Source organism: Sphingomonas sp. CFBP 13706 (genome assembly GCF_014842355.1).
In the GTDB taxonomy this organism is placed as follows: Bacteria; Pseudomonadota; Alphaproteobacteria; order Sphingomonadales; family Sphingomonadaceae; genus Sphingomonas; species Sphingomonas aerolata.
On the sequence record NZ_JACYVM010000015.1, the window covers coordinates 1 to 17,644 of the forward strand.

The 17,644-nt window shown below is 61.2% G+C and carries 12 protein-coding genes and 1 pseudogene; 8 read left to right on the forward strand and 5 right to left on the reverse strand.

Annotation, left to right across the window (positions count from 1 at the left end):
- Positions 1-539: 539 nt before the first annotated feature.
- The 4 genes from IFS44_RS18340 (at position 540) to IFS44_RS18355 (ending at position 4,475) form a co-directional block, all read left to right on the forward strand.
- Positions 540-1,232: a hypothetical protein gene (locus IFS44_RS18340; protein WP_192099558.1), complete on the forward strand. Its 693-nt coding sequence runs from the start codon at positions 540-542 to the stop codon at positions 1,230-1,232.
- Between the two features lie 66 nt (positions 1,233-1,298).
- Positions 1,299-1,691, forward strand: coding sequence for a VOC family protein (locus tag IFS44_RS18345; RefSeq protein WP_192099559.1), 393 nt, complete (start codon positions 1,299-1,301; stop codon positions 1,689-1,691).
- A 284-nt stretch (positions 1,692-1,975) separates the two neighbouring features.
- Positions 1,976-2,509: a glyoxalase superfamily protein gene (locus IFS44_RS18350; RefSeq protein ID WP_192099560.1), complete on the forward strand. Its 534-nt coding sequence runs from the start codon at positions 1,976-1,978 to the stop codon at positions 2,507-2,509.
- 679 nt (positions 2,510-3,188) lie between these two features.
- A complete protein-coding gene (locus tag IFS44_RS18355) occupies positions 3,189-4,475 on the forward strand; it encodes a DUF4062 domain-containing protein (protein WP_192099561.1) in 1,287 nt (428 codons plus the stop codon).
- Between the two features lie 55 nt (positions 4,476-4,530).
- On the opposite strand, the gene IFS44_RS18360 is transcribed toward IFS44_RS18355, so the two are convergent.
- Both IFS44_RS18360 and IFS44_RS18365 read right to left on the reverse strand, forming a co-directional pair.
- A complete protein-coding gene (locus IFS44_RS18360; protein ID WP_192099562.1) occupies positions 4,531-6,327 on the reverse strand; it encodes a hypothetical protein in 1,797 nt (598 codons plus the stop codon).
- Positions 6,328-6,667: 340 nt separating this feature from the next.
- A pseudogene (locus IFS44_RS18365) lies at positions 6,668-7,305 on the reverse strand (tyrosine-type recombinase/integrase).
- Between the two features lie 488 nt (positions 7,306-7,793).
- Here IFS44_RS18365 and IFS44_RS18370 point away from each other — a divergent pair.
- The 4 genes from IFS44_RS18370 to IFS44_RS18385 all read left to right on the forward strand — a co-directional run bounded on the left by IFS44_RS18370 (position 7,794) and on the right by IFS44_RS18385 (position 15,534).
- Complete coding sequence (locus IFS44_RS18370) at positions 7,794-12,992, forward strand: hypothetical protein (RefSeq protein ID WP_192099563.1); 5,199 nt, start codon at positions 7,794-7,796, stop codon at positions 12,990-12,992.
- Between the two features lie 201 nt (positions 12,993-13,193).
- Positions 13,194-13,997: a hypothetical protein gene (locus IFS44_RS18375; RefSeq protein WP_192099564.1), complete on the forward strand. Its 804-nt coding sequence runs from the start codon at positions 13,194-13,196 to the stop codon at positions 13,995-13,997.
- A gap of 36 nt (positions 13,998-14,033) precedes the next feature.
- Positions 14,034-14,423, forward strand: a complete 390-nt coding sequence (locus IFS44_RS18380; RefSeq protein ID WP_192099565.1) for a hypothetical protein — start codon at positions 14,034-14,036, stop codon at positions 14,421-14,423.
- A 499-nt stretch (positions 14,424-14,922) separates the two neighbouring features.
- Complete coding sequence (locus tag IFS44_RS18385) at positions 14,923-15,534, forward strand: class I SAM-dependent methyltransferase (RefSeq protein WP_197977951.1); 612 nt, start codon at positions 14,923-14,925, stop codon at positions 15,532-15,534.
- Here IFS44_RS18385 and IFS44_RS18390 read toward each other — a convergent pair whose 3' ends face one another.
- The 3 genes from IFS44_RS18390 to IFS44_RS18400 all read right to left on the reverse strand — a co-directional run bounded on the left by IFS44_RS18390 (position 15,535) and on the right by IFS44_RS18400 (position 17,562).
- Entirely contained in the window at positions 15,535-16,545 is a 1,011-nt protein-coding gene (locus tag IFS44_RS18390; RefSeq protein WP_192099566.1) for an HNH endonuclease, read from the reverse strand. It abuts the gene before it with no gap.
- Between the two features lie 366 nt (positions 16,546-16,911).
- A complete protein-coding gene (locus tag IFS44_RS18395; protein ID WP_192099567.1) occupies positions 16,912-17,322 on the reverse strand; it encodes a thermonuclease family protein in 411 nt (136 codons plus the stop codon).
- A gap of 3 nt (positions 17,323-17,325) precedes the next feature.
- Positions 17,326-17,562: a hypothetical protein gene (locus IFS44_RS18400; RefSeq protein WP_192099568.1), complete on the reverse strand. Its 237-nt coding sequence runs from the start codon at positions 17,560-17,562 to the stop codon at positions 17,326-17,328.
- Positions 17,563-17,644 lie beyond the last annotated feature (82 nt).

Sequence of the window (17,644 nt, forward strand, 5' to 3'; positions counted from 1 at the left end):
AGCTCGTCAGGCTCATAACCTGAAGGTCACAGGTTCAAATCCTGTCCCCGCAACCAACAAAAACCCGCAAGTCGAAAGACTTAGCGGGATTTGTTGCGTTAATGCGACTTGCCCCGCTGCCCGTCAGGTATCAGGCAGGAAGCAAGCTGTGGCGTATGATGGCGTAGCGCTGCCGGCCCATCGGGAGGCTCCTGCGGAGTTGATGGATTACAGCCTGGCCGCTTTCGGGCGACGAGCCGTAGTTAGCAGACGTTCGTTCAGGCGGATGCTGAAGTCCGCTGTCGACCAGACATCGCCGTTCCCTCATGGCGGCGTAACGTCCGGATCTGACCGGAGCCGCCGACCGAGCGTCATGCAGCTGACGGTGTGCAACGGCCCCAATGTCGGCCGTCCAAGCGCAACAGCATGTTCTTGGCCTGCGGCCCGAGACACGGCCTCGCGGAGCAGCGGAAGCGCCAGGGCATCGACCATGCAGGTCGGCTGGACGACTTTTGGATCCCGTCTTAGGCTGGCGGGAAAGACCACGATGTAGGTAAAGAATGATGATCCAGGCCAGCCATGTGGCGAGCGGCTTTGTAGGCGCGGTGATGATGGGCGGACTATTTCTTGCGGCAGGGGCGACGCGGTCACCGACAATACCCTCGGTCATCGACGTGCAGCGGATCAACGTTCGCGAGCCGGACGGCACGCTCCGTATGGTTCTCTCCGGCGCGGCACTGGAACCCGGCATTATCGTCGCGGGACACGAGCAACCGCACCCCGGCCGCCGGTCTGCTGGCATCCTGTTCTACAACAACGAGGGTACCGAGAATGGCGGACTGATTTTCGACGGAAAGCAGGACAGCGATGGCACACGCCATTCAAACGGGAGCCTCACGTTCGACCGTTACAAGCAGGATCAGGTTGTTCAGCTTGTCGGCAGCGAAGACGGACATGACCGATATGCCGGGCTTTTCGTGAATGATCATCCTGACGCAGCTATGGACTTCGCGGCAATTGAGCGAGCGCGAAAGCTGCCACCGGCCGAGCAGACCGCCGCCTTCCGGGCCGCGAACGTCGCTACGAGGCGCCGCGTGTTCGTCGGTCGCACCGGCGACGGATCGTCGGAGCTTCAAATGCGGGACCCGTCGGGCAAGAATCGGCTTCTCCTCAAGGTCGATGCTGCGGGACAAGCAACGATCGCGTTCCTCGATCCGAACGGCCGCACCCTGCGAACGATCGGGGCGCGTTGACGAGGATCGGCCGCTTCAAGCCTGCCATGGCGTTTCCGGCTTCGCGATCCGATAGGAGAAATCATCATGCATGTGCCGCCAGGATTTGCGGTCGTCACGCCCTACATCTTTGCTGCTGAAGCCGACGCGTATGTGAAGTTTCTTGCCGCCGCTTTTGGAGCCGTGGAGATTGGCAGGAGTACGGCGCCAGACGGACGGATCGCCAATTGCCAGCTCCGCTTCGACACGGCAGCGATCATGGTCAGTGAAGCGTCGGAGGCCTTTCCGGTCAGTCGTGCGGCACTTTACCTCTATGTCGCCGATGCCGATGGCGCGGTCGCCCAGGCGATTGCCGCAGGTGCCGAGCAGATCATGCATGTTGATGATATGCCTTATGGCGATCATCAGGGAGGCGTCCGCGACCCGTCAGGCAACATATGGTGGGTATCGCAGCGGAAAAGCCCGGAACCATATTTTTGAGAATCGCCGTCGCAAACTTTACCGTTCCCGAAGCTTGATCGTTATCGGGAATGCCGACGAGCTTTTTTTGATGCAAAACTCAAGAGTTTTGCACCAGCGCCTTTGGGAAGTCGTTGACAGCCACATTTGGCCTCTGCCATTTTGATAATGGCAGATGTCGCCAGCCGCTCGCGTCCGCAAGGATAAGGTGAAGGCATCGAGGTATGATCTTCACCGGATAATCCGCCCGGCGATGGATCGGCAATGCGAGCACCGATGACCCGTTGCCGGCGCGAGGAACTATCATGCCGACTATTGATCAAGCCAAGGCAATGGCGAAACGACTGCGTTCGGCGCTCGCCGAGCGTGCCATCGATATAGCACACTCCATCAGCCTCGAACTCATTGCAGCCGAACTGGGCCATCCGGACTGGAATACGGCTGCGGCGAAGTTGCAACCAACCCCGCCACCTGGCGTATCCTTCTATCAGGCGATCCCGATCCTTCGCATCTTCGATGTGGTCAAGGCGCGGGAATTCTACTGCGATTTTCTCGGCTTTGCGGTGACAATGGAACAGCGCCACGAACCTGATCTTCCCCTGTATATGGCGGTGGAGCGGAGCGGACTCGAGCTTCATTTATCGGAGCATCATGGCGATGCCAGCCCAGGATCGACGGCGTTCGTTTGGATGGTGGGTGTACGGGCATTCCACACCGAATTGATCTCGAAGAAATATGGCTATGGCCGCCCCGGCATTATCCGACAGCCCTGGGGTGATCAGATGGAGGTGCACGACCCTTTTGGAAACCGCATCAGGTTCTGCCAGAAGCATAGCTAAGGGTGACGCGGTCGTTTGGTGACACCTAGTATCGCCGAACGGCCGCGATACGTGAAGCAAAACTCACGGATTTCGCTTCAGCGCAAAAACAGCAGAAAACCGAGGGCGCCAGCGATGCAAAATATTGATACATTTGGAATACCCGTTCACAGGTCGGTTTCTTGGGGTGTGGCCTCCAAGGCGGCCCTTTTGCTTTCAACCAATCTTTCGCGATCACCGTCGTGCAAGGCGCATCGAGAATGACCGCTCGCGGCGGAAGCGGCGGTGGGTACGGCGGGTTTTAAGGACGGTATTGTCCCACGAGCGACCGGCGGCAGTCGACCAGCTCAAGACATTCAGCGTCGTTGATGTGAGCGTCAGCTTTTGCTGAAACTCGCCATTTGGGTCTCGCAAACTGGCCGGTCGGCTTTGCGCCCTAATTGTTGCCCGTCCCGCCATGCCAACTGCGGTCGCGAAAGCGGCCGCTCGGTCGTGGTTGCAGAAGGCCGAATTTGAGTGAAGTTTTCCACCGGCTGCTTTGAAGCGACGTGTCCGTTAGACGGTTTTTCGTTTGGCTGTACCGGCACCCGACCCGAAGCATGGAGCCGCGCAAAGCTTTCGGAACGATGGGCATTGTCGTCCGCACCCGCTGCGATATGCCAACTCTTTCTTTGCGCCACCGTTCGGCTATCACGAAAGAATGAGCCGACCAACGATCTTCATCTCCTCGACCGTTTTAGATTTCGGTGACCTGCGAAGTGCGATGAAGGACTATCTGGAGGCGAGGGGTTGCACCGTCCTAGCCTCCGAGTATCCAGATTTCCCGAAGGCGCTCGACAAGCATTCCTATGAGGAATGCCTCAATACGCTTGAGCGCGCGGACCTCTTCGTACTCCTGATCGGCCGCAGGCGTGGCGGTTGGCACGATGAGACTAACCGCATCAGCATCACCCGTGCCGAGTTCGTACGGGCAGTGGAGCTCGCGGAACAGGGCCGGATGAAAATCCTATGCTTTGTACGGCAAGAAGTCTGGGACCACCGGCAAAGCGTAAAGGATCTTCGCGCTGCGCTTGTCTCAGAGAAAACGCTCGATTCAGCTGCAAAGAAGAAGCTTACCTACCATCCGAGCGAGTTCATGGATGACCCCGAGGCGATCATCGCGTTTATCGACGCCGTCGCGCGTAACCAGCAGACCATGCTGGCGTCTCGCGGCAAGGGTAAGCCTCCGATCGCCAACTGGATCCACCCGTTCTCCACCTTTGCCCAAATCCGCCAGTCGATCGATCCGCTTGTCACCAGCGGTCTGACAGTGCGCGAGGCCGCAGGTCGCAAGGCGCTCGAGGCCCAGTTGGAAGTATTGCTCCAGGGGCTACTCGCCACCGGCAAGGAGGGGCCTCATTCCCCATATTTCATGGCCCTGGGGTTGGCCGAGACATTGGGTTTGCGGGTCGCAGCCTTGGGCAGCAAGATTCGGATAGACAAACAAAGCTGGTCGCGACTTTTTCTGCTCGCCATCAGGGCGGATAGGGCGGAGGCAGACCCCGCGCCATTGCTGCCGGCATTGAGCTCGGATCTGCTGCTTCAATATGATCCCGCTGCCGGTACCTTCCGCCGAACGGCCGAATACGATCTCCTGGTCAACGTCGTCGACCAGATACGCAGGTTCACCAAGGCGGATGGCGGTGCCTTAGGCGAGCTTGTGCGAGCGGGGCAGCCGGCCGACGCCTCAGAAGCGCGGTCGATACCGTCGGAGATCGCCGCCGGGTGGCTTCAGCTGATATTGCGGTGGGCAGACCTGATTGCCTCGGCGCGGGCTCTGGCGCGCTCACTCGGCGGCGGGCCGTTCACTATACTTCCGGCGCTGCCCCGCAGTCCGTTCCAAGAGCAAGAAGAAGATTTCGCCGACGAGGAAGTGACACTCGACGCGGTTCGATCCTTTGTGTCCAATTGGCCAACAGAGTTGGATGATGCTGCGCTAACCAAGTGACCATGTGAGCAGCGCATGGCTTACTCGAAACCCCTTTGTTTCGACCCGTTGAGAATCAGGGGGGCGGCGCGCTGAGCTCATTCAGTAGCGCCTGCACGGTCTCCGGATATAGTGCGCCGCCGCGGCTTTCTGCATGGAGCTTTCGGGCGAGGTAGAATTCGTGGAAAGCGCGGTGGCTGAAACGCACGGGCACCACGTGCCTGAAACGCACTGCTGCCGGCACCAGCAGCGAAACCGAAAGCACGGTGCCGATATCCGGCTTGCGGACGCCAAACACCGTTTCGGCCAGCTCGATTATGCGCGAGGAGGGCAAGGTGTCGAGGAGCTGTACCATATTGCCGTCAAGTTCGGTCATCTCCCCGGCTACGGCTTCCATCAACATTTCGACATCGTAGATGAACGCATCGCGATCACGCACCGGTATGAGCGTTGACCGTGCCGACCTGAGGTCACGGACAAGTTTTCTGCGGCTCCAGCGTAAGAGAATTTCTGCGCGGCGGCCGCTTGGCGCTTCTCCGTCGAGCGTGAGGTCCATGATCATGCGCAGAAAGAACGGGTGCTTCAGGAATTCGAGATCCCAGCCACCAGTGCCTCCGCGCGCTATCTCGTTTCGCAACTCTCCTAAGGATGCTGAGTCCGGTTGTTCGATAATTGCCGCCGAAAGCAATTCCATGACTTGGGTGGTCGACCATGGCTGGAGATCGAGCAGCCTGATGTTGCGGTTGCCGCCGCCGCGCCACGAAAGGCCCTCGAAGAGGTGGTCGAAATTGCCGAACGTCGAGCGGAAATGCTCCTGGCGCGTCGTCAAAACGACATTGCACCGCAACTCGGCGAGTGTGCTCGCAAACGTGGTGATTGCTTCTGGGCTCGCGAGGCTTCGATTTTCGTCGAGAGCATCGATGATAAGCGTGTCGGCAGAATCCTCTGAAGAGAGAATGCCGCGCAAGATTGGCCCACTCAAACGCTCAAGGATCGTCCGGTCCGCGTCATCCTGATCTCCGAACAGCCGCAACTGCTCGAGGATTCGAGACATTATAATGTTGGTGCTGTTCTCGCCGCGTCTGGGTTCGATGCTGCCAGCGTGGACATAGACCACCTCGTGCGAGCGATCTGCGGCAGCGTGGAGCGCCGCGCTGGTTTTCCCGCTGCCATAGAGACCAATGAGGAGCGACCATTGGTGGCCGCCTGGCACCCCCAGGATGTCGGCAACCGGTTCGACCCTCACGGCCGGATTAGCGGGTTCAACGATGGGAGCGTCGCCAGGACGCAGGCGAAGCTGTTGGTCGATGACTGGGACATGCTTTACAAAGCCGCTACCGATTCCGAACAACGTCTTCATTTGACGCAGCATTAGCTCGGATTGTTCGTGAAGGCGCTCGCGGATAAGCTCGCGAAGTCTGTCTTCCACCCCGCCAACTAGCTGGGAGCGATACCACGTTCGCGCCGCGCGGACTTTGCCACTGGTAATCAGCAACTCGGCCTCGCGGGTGATTTGCTCCTCAAGTTCGCGGTTGCGTCCGTCGAGGTTGTGGATCAGCAGATACTCGCGGCATTGCAGCGGCGACTTGCGAAATCGGTCGATGGCGTCGAGCAGCGCGGGAAGATGATGTGGCTTCAGGCCCGTCGAGCCCGTCAGACCGATGCAACAGACTACAACATCTACGCGGCCTTCTGCGTCGACAGCGATCAGGTCGGCGCCCGATGTTTCGCGTAGCTCGCCGCTGCCCATCGCCAGGCTCGGCCAGAACGCGCGCAGATAAGGCAGGAGCATTGGCGCCAAGGTCGATGCCGATGCTCCCGCAACCTCACCCAGTAGGCGCTTGAAGGGCGCGGAACTCTGCTGCGATGCCATTGCGCAGGCCTATCGTGTTGTTCGTCGGCTGTGAACTGCGCACGCTGGCGTTCAACAATTCGCCAAATCGATTCTTGAACTTGCAGTTGATTCGCTGACCAACAGCGATTCGCGAGCTTGACCCCAAACCCAAGAGAAAGAGGCTTGAAGCATAGACGCCGCGAGCAATGCGGCCAAAAATCCCACATCCCGACAATGTCCGTCTAAACTCACAAGCAGTCAGGCGAACGTTGGACGTCGGCTTCTGGCAAGAGCTGCCGCTCGGTATGTCGCACGCGACCGTCGGGAATGTCCCAACCGCTGCGATGTGGCCTCTCGCCGGAGGCGAAGAGCCACCGGGTCAAATTTCGGTGTTCTCGGCAAGGGCAACCGCGTCTTCCACGTCGATCCCTAGATAGCGCACCGTGTTCTCGATCTTGCTATGGCCGAGGAGGATCTGGACGGCGCGCAGGTTGCCGGTTGCCCGGTAGATGATCGATGCCTTCGTTCGGCGAAGCGAGTGCGTGCCATACTCGCTTCGCATCAGGCCAACCCCTGTCACCCATTCATCGACAAGCCGGGCATATTGGCGGGTGCTGAGATGCCCGGTATGATGAACCTGGCAGGGAAAGACATATTCATCCACCGAGCCGCCTCGCCTCGCCTCTCAAGCCAAGCCAGCAAGCATGCCCGCGCGTCTGGGAGTAGCTCGAACTGAACAGGCCGACCTGTTTTCTGCTGCATCACGATCGCACGCGCTCGAATGTGTCCGCCGCTGACAAGGTCGCGGACCTTCAGCTGTACGAGGTCGCAGCCACGGAGTTTGCTATCAATAGCGAGGTCGAACAGTGCGCGGTCACGCAAGCGGCGGCCCTGATCAAGATAAAATCGGATCTCCCATATCTGCTTCGGCTTCAGGGCGCGCTTCGCGCCGACCGTTCTTCCCGCATTCCAGACCTGGCGCTTGGCGGCGGTGTGTTCTGTTTCAGGCATCTCCACGATCATCCTCCAGATGGCCAGAATGGCCATCTGCAGAACGCTTGCGGCCTGAGGAGCAGTAATGTCCCAGGCGCCTGTCGACCACAGTCCGTCGTTCACGTAGGCAGTTGAACGTCCGGACCTGACGGAAGCTGCTGATCGGGCCGCGCGAAGCGCACTATCGGCAACGCTCCCAGTTTCGGCCATTCCAAAGGTCGCTAGCCTTGCACGTAAGTGGACACTCTCGTGATGCCTTCAATTTTTCAACACTAGGCTCCTTGGCTGAAGCAATGCGGGTCGGCGGTTTATAGTCGCGCTTCCGGTAGGAACTAGCCGCGAGGTAAGTCAGCGGACGCAATCTATTTCACAATTCCGCCTCTACGAGCCTTTCAAGCTTCGTGACACCAGGCTCGCGATGACATGGGACGCATTCCCAACCTGCGGCGAAGACCTAGGAATGGCCTGCATCGAATAATGCAAATCACCGATGGGAATGCTAAGCTAATTCGGTGAGCGACGAGACTACTCCATCTGCAACGGTGCAGAACGAGCCGCGTGATGGAGGGACCCGTTCACGCGCGCCACAGCAAAACGCACCTTCGTTTCCAGCTGGCAAGAAGGCAGCGAGCCCCGCCGCCAGCGGCCCCGCCGGCACTCGCTTCGAGGCAGATGTGGCGGCACATTATCTGCTCGCCATGCTCATAGAAGCAGATGCTCGCGGAGCAGCCGGGGTTGTGATCGACAGGGTCGGGCTTCAGCGGGCTGCCGCTGGTTTCCCGCTCGACGATGTAATTGTCCAAGGACGCAACGCCGCAGGCGCCGACGTCACCCTAGAAATTCAGGTCAAACGGACGGTCACCTTCGCGCCGGGGGACAGTGTGTTCGCCGAAGTGGTGGGGCAAATTGCATCGGCGATCGGTAAGGGCGCGCTGGACGATCCAGAGCATCGATTCGGCGTAGCGATTGCGCGACGGTCGGCGAAGATCGACGGCGCGTATCAAGACGTACTGACCTGGGCGCGACAGCTTGCTGCCGCAGAATTTTTCAGGCGGCTGGCGAATGCCGGCGAGGGCAATGACGATGCCCGGCGGTTTGTCGCGACCTTTCGCGAGCGACTGGCCCATGGCGGCAATGCGGTTGACGACGAGCTGCTTTGGTCGGTCCTGAGGCGCTTCCTGATTCTCCCGTTCGACTTTGGCACTGCCGCATCCGCCGATGAAACCCTAGGCGTCGAGCGGGCCACCCGCGGGCTGGAACCGACCTCACCGGGAGGTGCCGCGGCACTTTGGAAAGCGATTGGAACCGAGGCGCTCGACAAGGCGGCCGCAGGTGGTGGCGAAATCGGCCGTGATACGCTTGTCGCCAAGATCGCCGGAAGCGGGCAATATCGGTTGGCTGGAAGGCGCGACTTCCGCGCAGCCGGGGCGGCACTCGCGGAAATGACGCGCCATGCCTTGGCAGACATCGACCGGGATATTGCCGGGGTCGTGCTTTCCCGCCAGCCGATCGTCGAAGCCGTTCACGTGGCGCTGGACCAGGGCCGCTATGTCGAAATCCGCGGTGGTGCGGGCGTCGGCAAATCGGCGGTGCTACGGCATTTCGCCGAACAGGCCGAACCGGAAAGCCCGGTCATTCTGCTGACCCCAAACCGCACGATCGGTCCGGGATGGACAGCGCTAAGGGATGCACTGCAGGTACCCGGCACCGCCCGCGAGTTTCTTGCCGACCTTGCGGTCCGCGGCGGCGGCCTGCTCCTTATCGACAATCTTGACTTCTTTTCCGGTTCGAGCGAGCGGGCAACGGTCGTCGATCTGATCCGCGAGGCCGTCGCGGTTTCGAGTTTCCGAGTCATTGTCACCGCTCGCGGGGAGTTCGGCGTTGAGGAACCAAGTTGGATTCCGCCTGATGCCGTTCTTCGGCTGGGCGCCGCGCCGCCGGTGCATGTTGGCGACCTCGGGGACCAGGACATCGAGGCGCTGCGAGAGGGCGCACCGGCGCTAGGTACTCTGTTGTCGGACTCGCACCCGGCCAAAGCGATCGTCCGCAACCCTTACCGGCTCGCCCGCCTGGCCGCCTTGCCGGATCAAGGCAGAAGCTTTCGGTCTGAAGTCGACATGGCCGAGGATTGGTGGCGCACCGGCGACGGTCCCATCGCAGGCCGTCGCGGACGGCGCCGCGTTCTTGCGACACTTGCGGATGCGGCACTGGATGGATCGGGATCGATCGACGCAAGCGGTCATGATGCAGGAGCGATCGATGCGCTGATCCAGCGCGAAGCAGTGATCGAAACTGGGACCGATCAACTGAGTTTCCGGCACGACGTGCTTCGGGAATGGGCCGGCGCTGCGCGCCTGCAGGAGCGTGACGCCCTCGAAGCGCTGCCGGTCGACAAGCCGCTGCCATCATCCTTCGCGCGCATGGTCGATCTCGCCGCTCGCTTCGCTCTAGAGCAATCCAGTAACAGCGGGCCCTGGGACAATATGCTGGGCTTCCTAAGCACGGGCACGGCGCATGCTTCCTGGCGCCGGCCCGCCATCCTGGCGCTGGTACGTTCGGAAATCAGCGCCGACTTGCTCGAGCGGACAAGGGCGCGGCTGTTTGACGACAACGGCATGCTGTTGCGCGAGACGATCCGAACGACGCTGGCTGTTGAAACAGAGGACGGACGGCCGCTGCTCGGTCGTCTCGGCATCGATATCGGCGCGCTCGACGGCCCGTTCTTCATGCCCTCGAACGCTAGCTGGGGCCACCTTGTCGTTTTTGCTCTACGCCATACCGACACGTTGCCGGCCCTGGCGCTTGACGATGTGCTGGCCTTGTTTGAGCGGTTCTCGATCGCGCTGCTGGGGCAACCCGACTATACGCGCGCCATTGTCGGCCAGGTCTATGCATGGCTGAGCATCGTCGAGGCGGAACGCGGCGCACCCCTTAGGTCCGACCAGAAGCTGAAACTGACCGCCGATTTCACCTGGTCGCAGCTTTACGAGTTCGAGAGCGACTTGCGACGGATCTTCGTGTCGTTCGCGAACAGCGATCCGGAACTGGCGAAAGCCTATCTTCGCGGCGTCGCGGAGCGGCCGCACCCCGAAGAAATCATTAAATCGTTGATGAAGAACCGGGGCCAGCTAGCCATGGCGGCGCCGAAGGAACTGGCCGATCTGACGCTTCTGGGCCTCATTTCGCCCGAAGCTCGCGGTCGACGCCGCGGCCGCCACGATCGGGACGACACCGCCTCCTATATCGAATCCAGCTTCCTGCCGGTATCGCCAGCACAGGGCCCGTTTTTGGAGTTGCTGCTTACGTCCCGGGAGGACGGGCTTCGTCTGATCCACGCGCTGGTGGATCATGTGATTCTGCAGCGCTCAGGCGGAAAGGATCCCGGCGTCAACGGATACCGATTGGTGTTCGAGGACGGGGAAAGGTTCTTCCCGTGGATCGAGTCCTACGGGCTTCCGCGCCCCTATAGTGATCCTTATTCCGTAGCCTGCGCCTTGATGGCGTTAGAGGCCTGGGGCCACCGGCGCATCGAGTCCGGCGAAGAGGTGGCCGCGGTCCTAAACGATGTTCTCGGCCCCCCGGGCTCGCCGGCCGCTTATCTACAGGTTGCCGTCGATTTGATCCTCTCGCATTGGATCAAGACCAAGGCAGTCGCGGTCCCCTTCGCCGCCTGCGCCACGCTTCTCAGCAACGACCGCCAGCGGCTGGTCTACGACAATCGGCCGGAGATCGACCTGCTTGGCTGGGGCGATATCGGGCCGGAAGAGCCCAAAGGGATCGTGCAACTGGCGAGCCTTACCAAAAGGGTCTCGCGCAGGGCATCGCTAGAAGACCTTCTTGGCCGGTTCGCGCTCAGCGAAAAGGATGAGCATTATGCTCGACTCCGTCTGCTGCAGCAGCAGGAAATAGAGCGGCTGGGCCCGCCGGCGGCTGAGGCTACTTTCGCTTCCCCTGCGCTGATGGCGCTGCATGCCTATAATGCGACGGACCCCGCGAATTATCGGGCGGTCGAGGGTGGCGGCTATATTTTCGAGGCACCGGGCGAAGAAGCTGTCATTGCCGAAAAGCTCGCCGAAGGTCATGCGCCGCGTGCGCGCGAGAGCGCTATCGAAGAAGCGTTGAATATCGCGCTTGAAAGGAAATCGTCTCCAGAACTCGCAGTCTATGCCGTCGAGTATGGGCAAGCTCATATGGACAGCCTCGGCGCCGAGGGCGGTGATGAGCGCTGGATGCAGGGCCAGACCATCTGGAGCGCGGCGCTGGTCGCGGCACGTGACGGCAGCGCCGAACTGGTTTCCGAGCACGAGGCGTGGATCCGCGAGGTCTTCGGCCGCGGCATCTCGGACGGCGAGGATCCGGTTCACCGGATGCGGGACGGAATCCGCTTCAATCCCCTCGCGATCGCGACCGCCGGGCTTGCCAATCTATGGGTTCGGCTTGGCCGGGACCAGGACCGCCGTACCCTCATGGAGATCGCGGCGATGCGAAATCCGGCTGGCGCGCATGGGATTGCCGTTGCCTATGCGGATCTCGCCCTGGCTGATCCTCGCTTGCCGGGATCCATTCTTCGTTGCGCCCTGGCTGCGACGGTCTCGCCGGTGCGGCGTTATGACGAGACAGAGGGCGACCGGGAGGCGCGTAACTCGTGGCGGACGGCACGGGCTCGCGAGGCGGTCAACGCAGAACTGGCTTGGCTGGAAGGCAGCGGTACGGAGCCGGGCTGGCCCAGCTTCCCCGAACACGACCGCATCTATCGGCGTCCCATCCGGATCGGCAACGCGCGCATAGCCGAGAACGATGATCATGACGAAGTCGCCGAAGGCTCGGGGGCGCTGCGCGTCGATACGCAGGCTGGCGCGCTCTGGTTGAAAACGGTCGCCGCGAAGATGTCGGGCGACCAGTCTGCGGCGCTCGGTTCGCTGGTCCTCGCTTACTCCGGTTGGACCGGTCGCGCCAATGGTTTTGGGTTGGCGGCGGACAAGGTCCTGTCGAGCGCACCGGATGAATGGAATATGCAATTCTATCCGCTCACACCGCGATCGGCAGGCACTCTCGGCCAGGCGGTTAGTCGCCGTCTGTTCGAGGCATTAGCTGCTCTTCCAGACCGCCATTTCTATGATGCGGCCGGCTATCTCATGCTCGCGGTCGATGACGCCCTGTTTAACCGAGGCGACATGCCGCTCGACGATGCACAATGGATCAGGAGCCGGTTCGCTGCGCGGCTGGTGGACAGCGGGAGGTGGCGCCGGGCCAGTTTCAGCATCGAGTATTCGGTAGAGCATCACCTTGGTCCGGCTGTGGCGGCAATGATGTTCAACCATCACAATTTCCTCAAGCCGCCGAACTGCTATCTGCTGGAAGCGGGGATCGAGCGGGGCTCGACCTTCCTGCCGATCCTGCAGACCCTTTTCGGCAGCGGACCGATCTTCATGGTCCTGCTCGTCATGCTGAACTTCTTCGAGGTGGCCCCAAGGGGCGACCACGCATCCTTCCTGATCGATCTGCTGACCAAGGCCTTGGCGCGCACCGAGGGCAACGCGGTATTCTGGGTCGATCATGGCGTCGGAAAGCGGGCAGTCGCGCTGCTCGACCGCTACATTGGCCTTGACCCTGCATTAATTGCCGATCCGGCGCTTCCCTGCGTGCTAGCGGGGCTAATCCGTGCAGGTGTGACCGAGGCCGTCGGGCTGGAGCGACGCGTGGTCGGATAGACTAGACCTGAGGTTCCGAGCAGCTTCGCCGGTCTAAGGTCAAGCTGCAAGTCGCACGCGCCCCGCGAATCCGACAACTCAACCCCTATACAACCCGGCAATCCGGAACGGTGCATGTCTTCACCTTCAGCTAGTTCCGCTATGACCTCGAGTGACGACGCATCGTACCGATCTCACGCGGCTCCACAGGGGGAAATGCTCATGAAGTTCGACTTCGACACTATCGGCGAATGGGCGCCGCGGCTGAGCGTCGCTCTCGATGCGCTGGTCCCGAACCAGCTGCGCGAGCGCGTCGGAAACGGCCCGGTCGCATGGCCGGGCGACGCGCTCGACATCATTCTTGAGGACGTCGAGCGCTGCGACCTCATCGCCGTAACGCGTGCATGGCTGCGCGCCCAGACGATCGTTGCCTATCATGGCTCGCGGCTCTCGGCTGACGAGATTGCCTCCGTGCGGGCCGGCGGGTTGATGGCGCTCGACCCCGCGGCCCGAAAAGATCGGCTAGAGAAGACACTTTCCCGCCATCCTAGCTGGGCGGAAGCCAGCAACGGGTTTGACGCGGTCGTCCGGGATTTTGGCGACGGTCAGTTCGGGCGCCGGCAAGGCCAGGCGCATCTGACGATTTCCCGCGGCGCTTTGCTCACCGCCTTCAATCACTATCTAGTCGAAGGCTCGGAGTTCGACCAGGCTGTCGCGGTCCAGCTGCTCGGGAAGGGCGCAAGAGCGCTGCTGCAGGAAGGCCGATCACCGGTGCTGTTCACGGTCGAGGTGCCCGGGTCTCGGGCAATCGAGGTCGGCGAGCGATGGCTGCACGATGGCGCGATGCCCGGCCTCGTCCGTCACGTACTGCAATTCTGGGCCAATTGGCTGTACGATCCCGCGTTCGATCCGGGAACGCAACATGTCGACTTCGGCCTGATGTTCTACGAGGATATTCCGCCGGGCTGGGTCGCGTATGCGACTTTAATCGACGAGGCCCGGCTTCTGGAGACCTATCGCCGCTGAGGGGTCCCGGAGCGAGCCAGTGTTTGGGGGAAAAGGATGCCGAAGCTTCACGTCGAAGGGCCGCAGGCGAGCGAAGCCGGTCGCTGGCTGGTACGCCTCAATATCAAGCACCGCGCTGGCGTCGAACGTTATGGCGTTGCCCGGCTCACCAACAACGCCAACGGCAAGGCGCTCGACGCCCTGCTGCTCGGTCATGACCGCGACGACGCGATCTTCATGCCTTACGACATCCGCGAACGCCTCGGCATCACTAAGGGCGGCGAGCTCGATTTCTCGCTGCGCAAGATCGGCCTCTGGGGCTCGCTCCGCTGGTATGTGCGCTCGCCCGATCCCGCCGTGTCCATCCCCGCTTGGATCGCAGTGATCGGGCTAGCTCTAGCAATCGTCGGACTCGTCCTTACTGCGTTGCCGCTCATCTGCACCTAGCGTCGCCGAATAGGTGCTTAAGGCCCTTGTGCCTTGTGCTTAAGCGCGACCGCGCTTTCTGGCTGAAGGGCCGATTGCCAGTGGCGGCCGTGGAACTGCGGCCCTGAGGGAGCTTAGCTCCCGGCGGGACGGTGTTAAATGAAGGCACGGTATTGGGACGCGGCAGACACTTTCTGACCGTCCAATTTGAAGTCCAGGAGTCCCGCGCTTAGCGTGACTAAAGTTCGCTTTCCGGCTGGTGCGGCCAAGAGCCTCCAGTTCACTCACGGCCCAGACTTGCTCTTTCCCCTCGTACAGCTCGTCGACGCGCGAACGACCGCTTCATGCGAAACCGGTCATTCGCTATCGTCCTGATGACCGACGGATTTGTCCCAAATCAAGTTGTTCGACCCGCGCTACCGCGACATGAACCAACGACCGCAGTTCGGAAGCCGGAAAGAGCCCGCGAGCGTCAACAAATGGGTCATGATAATGAGCATTCGAGAAAATCTACGCTGAGATGTATGCCACCACGATGCATGACCCAGTGACCCTTGCGTTTTACGGTTCTGAGGCAGGCAAGTATGTGGCCCGGTGTCGTGGTGGGGAGAGTCGCGATTTGGAGCGCTTCCTTGACCTCTTACCGCCCGGCGGGCGCATATTAGAGTTGGGTTGTGGCGGCGGCGGCGACACGGCAGCGATGTTGACGCAAGGCTTTAACGTGGTGCCGACTGACGGTTCGCCTGAAATGGCGCGGGAGGCGTCAGCCTACCTCGGCCAACCAGTAAAGGTGCTCATGTTCGAGGACCTCGCTGATGAGAAGGCTTATGACGGCGTCTGGGCTAGCGCATGCTTGTTGCACGTCCCCATCGGCGATCTGCCAACCATCCTGGCGCGTATACGGCGTTCGTTGCGGCCGGGTGGCTATTTATACGCAAGCTACAAGTCTGGCCTTGGAGAGGGGCGGGACCAGTTTGGGCGCTATTATAATTACCCATCGAGCAACGTCCTTGGTGCCTCGTATGTCGCCGCAGGGCCTTGGTCATCGCTCGAGGTCGAAGAACAGCAAGGCGGCGGCTATGATGACCAGACAACGCAATGGGTCTCCGTGATCGCGCGCCGTGGTATTTGATTAAAATGCGGCGTTGTCGCGCGGAGTTGCGCTCCACTCGACAATCCGCGCCAGCTTAGCCGCTTGGTAGTTGCCCTGCAGGAAGGTCGCTCGATGGGCGGAGGTTGACCCTGTCTGCGCCATCAACGTCTCACGCAATGGGTGATGACTGGTGATCAGGAACTCGTTGCGACGGTGGAGGCGAGACACGAGCTCGAGCGCTGGTACGCAGTCGAACTTGCCACTGCGGCCCCGATTGCAGTTGCGGCAGGCAAGAACGAGGTTCCATACGCCGTTCGAGTTGCCAGTCAGCAGTAGCCGGAGCGCCCAAGGGAAAACGTGATCAACATCGGCGGCAAGCTGTCCCGGCTCGATCGTCACAGGCGTAGAGCAGTAGAAGCAACGGCCTTTTTGGTAGCCATTCAGCGCTGCCTTTGCGGATGTGACTGCCAGGCGTCGCGCGCCGTTCATAGTGGTGAAGGCTTTAGTTTCGTTATCAAACGCTATCAGCGACCTAGTGACGCCAAGCTCCCAGGCGGTCTCTACTAAACACCAGCGCGCCTCTGTTTCAGATCCGAGGTCGGCGGCGGCGGGATCATGCACTAGTTCCTGTAGCGCTTCCGTAATTCGGATGCCCCCGGCGGCGGCGCGCTCATCGAGGAAGAAGCGCTGGCCGACGTCGTGGGGACCAAGACGGTGGAAGGCATCGATGACGTTGTTAAAGCCCAACGCCACCGTAATCGACCGGAGCTCATCATCGGAAACGTTACCGGCGTTGGCGCCCTTACACGCGTCCAGGAAGCGGCTCGACCGGCTGGTACCCTGCTTCGATGCTTGTGCAAGGTGGGTCCGAAGGTAGCGGCTATATGGGCCGGCCAGCTCCTCAAGTGTGATCAGATCAGCGCCGCCGCGGGCTACATCGCGTAGCGCCATAGCAAGCGCAAATTTGTAGGCGGCAACATTCCGGCCGAAGAGCATCAGGGCCCGAAATTGATTGTGGCTAGTCGGCTCAATGGCGAGAAACGGCGTCATCGGAAGCGTCTATAGATCCGTTTTCCTTAATCGGCGCCATCTTGAAAAGAGCGGGTTTCTCACATGGGCTAGCCCGTACCGGCTATGTCCGCGCTCTACCAAGGTCAGCCTTGTGCAAAGGCGGTCTCATCGACGTGATGGGACCGATGCCGTCCACCTGTGGGCGTCTCGTATCGCTTTCTCATCACCCCGCTTTACCGATGCCGCGGTGGAGCATCCAGATTGGACGGCCATCACGCCAGGTGATGCCTTACAGTACCCCGACCTATCGGCTGGCGTGTCGTGCGGCGACGGGGCTGATGATGCACCTGGTCAATCCGGCGGGGGTGAGCGTGGACTGCCCGCGATATCCGGGCACCATTGTCGCTATTTGCACTCGCCCATGCGGTACTGCCGCCAATAGCGATCCCATCTGACAGCCGCCCCACCGGCGATGGCGGCACAGGATAGCGACCGTCCATCCGGTAGGGTGCAGCGCGCGACGATCCGACTATAGCTCTTGCCGGTCGGCTGACAGGACAGGCGTTTGCCGATGGTTAGTCCTGACATGATGCGCTGCGCTCGTTCAGCCGCCCGGTCATCGCAGGTGTAGTTTGCCCGCCTGGCATCAGGCCGGCGGCACGGCTCGGCGCTCTCGAAGTCCGGCGCTTGGATGCCGGCGACGCGGATCTTCTCACCTGATCGGCACCACAGCGGCCCATCGCCATCGTGAACCTTGATCACCTCGCAGGTGAAGGAGGGCAGCGCGGCCGCGGCAATCAACGTGGCGATAAGCATCCGTTACGCCGCCATCCAGTCGCTCTCGGCGTCGTCGATCGCGGCGAAGGCATCACCGTCAGCCTGCTGCTTGCGAAGGTGGCCGCGCACCGCTTCCGGGTCGCCGTTCTTCGGAAACGTCCGGTCAGCGCGGGCGGCATCGGCAATACCATCGACCCAGTCGCCCCGGTCACGCTGAGTCAGCAGCCACTTGCCGAACGGCAGCTTCTCGACCGGCTGGTCATCGTTGTAATCGGTCATGATCAGGCCCTGCGGATGTCGGGCTGCCGCATCGCATCAAACAGATGTTCACGCAATGTTCTTGCGAATCAATTGATCATGC

Excerpts from the sequence above, each read along its gene's own strand:
- IFS44_RS18340 (WP_192099558.1), top strand. The coding sequence starts at position 540 with ATGATGATCCAGGCCAGCCATGTGGCGAGCGGCTTTGTAGGCGCGGTG.
- IFS44_RS18345 (WP_192099559.1), top strand. The coding sequence starts at position 1,299 with ATGCATGTGCCGCCAGGATTTGCGGTCGTCACGCCCTACATCTTTGCT.
- IFS44_RS18350 (WP_192099560.1), top strand. The coding sequence starts at position 1,976 with ATGCCGACTATTGATCAAGCCAAGGCAATGGCGAAACGACTGCGTTCG.
- IFS44_RS18355 (WP_192099561.1), top strand. The coding sequence starts at position 3,189 with ATGAGCCGACCAACGATCTTCATCTCCTCGACCGTTTTAGATTTCGGT.
- IFS44_RS18360 (WP_192099562.1), bottom strand. The coding sequence starts at position 6,327 with ATGGCATCGCAGCAGAGTTCCGCGCCCTTCAAGCGCCTACTGGGTGAG.
- IFS44_RS18375 (WP_192099564.1), top strand. The coding sequence starts at position 13,194 with ATGAAGTTCGACTTCGACACTATCGGCGAATGGGCGCCGCGGCTGAGC.
- IFS44_RS18380 (WP_192099565.1), top strand. The coding sequence starts at position 14,034 with ATGCCGAAGCTTCACGTCGAAGGGCCGCAGGCGAGCGAAGCCGGTCGC.
- IFS44_RS18385 (WP_197977951.1), top strand. The coding sequence starts at position 14,923 with ATGTATGCCACCACGATGCATGACCCAGTGACCCTTGCGTTTTACGGT.
- IFS44_RS18390 (WP_192099566.1), bottom strand. The coding sequence starts at position 16,545 with ATGACGCCGTTTCTCGCCATTGAGCCGACTAGCCACAATCAATTTCGG.
- IFS44_RS18395 (WP_192099567.1), bottom strand. The coding sequence starts at position 17,322 with ATGCTTATCGCCACGTTGATTGCCGCGGCCGCGCTGCCCTCCTTCACC.
- IFS44_RS18400 (WP_192099568.1), bottom strand. The coding sequence starts at position 17,562 with ATGACCGATTACAACGATGACCAGCCGGTCGAGAAGCTGCCGTTCGGC.